The sequence below is a fragment of the Aeromonas sp. HMWF014 genome, assembly GCF_963878295.1.
GTDB lineage: Bacteria > Pseudomonadota > Gammaproteobacteria > Enterobacterales > Aeromonadaceae > Aeromonas > Aeromonas popoffii.
Map to the genome: position 1 here is coordinate 1 of NZ_CAWNYS010000367.1, position 612 is coordinate 612.

Sequence of the window (612 nt, forward strand, 5' to 3'; positions counted from 1 at the left end):
GCTTGTTGCAGCCTAGGCTGGTGTCCTCTGCTCAGGAGGAGATGAGTCTGCCGGGACAGGGGATGCGGGTGCTGCTGGTCGAAGATCACGAGGTGAATCGGGAGTTGATCAGCATGCAGCTGACCCAGCTGGGGGCCCAGGTACTGAGTGCGGCCAATGGCCAGTTGGCGCTCGACATTTTGCAGCACGAGACGGTGGATCTGGTGCTGACCGACCTGCAGATGCCAGTGATGGATGGTGCCCAGCTGTGTCAGCAGTTGCGTGACTCGGTGCGCTGGCAGCATCTGCCAGCCTACGTGATCACCGCCGATCTCAGCGAACAGGCGGCCCAGCGATTAGCCAGTTGCGGTTGCCGGGGACATCTGGACAAGCCCCTGCTACTCAAGGACTTGGCCAACTTGCTGCGCAGCCTGCCGACGTCAGGTGACACAGTCCCGCCCCCGCTCAAGCCATCAGACGAGGATCTGGCGCCGGAATGGCCGGCACAGGCGCTGCTAAGCGCTGAACTTGTCACCCTCTATCTGGAGGCCACTCGCCAAGATCTGGCCGACATTGAGCACCGCATTACACAAGGGGATGAGATGGCGCTCGAAGCGGCTTTACACAAGGTGA

Annotated in this window: 1 protein-coding gene; it reads left to right on the forward strand. The window is 61.4% G+C overall.

What is annotated here, in order from left to right; translation table 11 throughout:
- The coding region (locus AAC083_RS15185; protein WP_375134762.1) for a response regulator at window positions 1–612 on the forward strand (612 nt) is incomplete at both ends.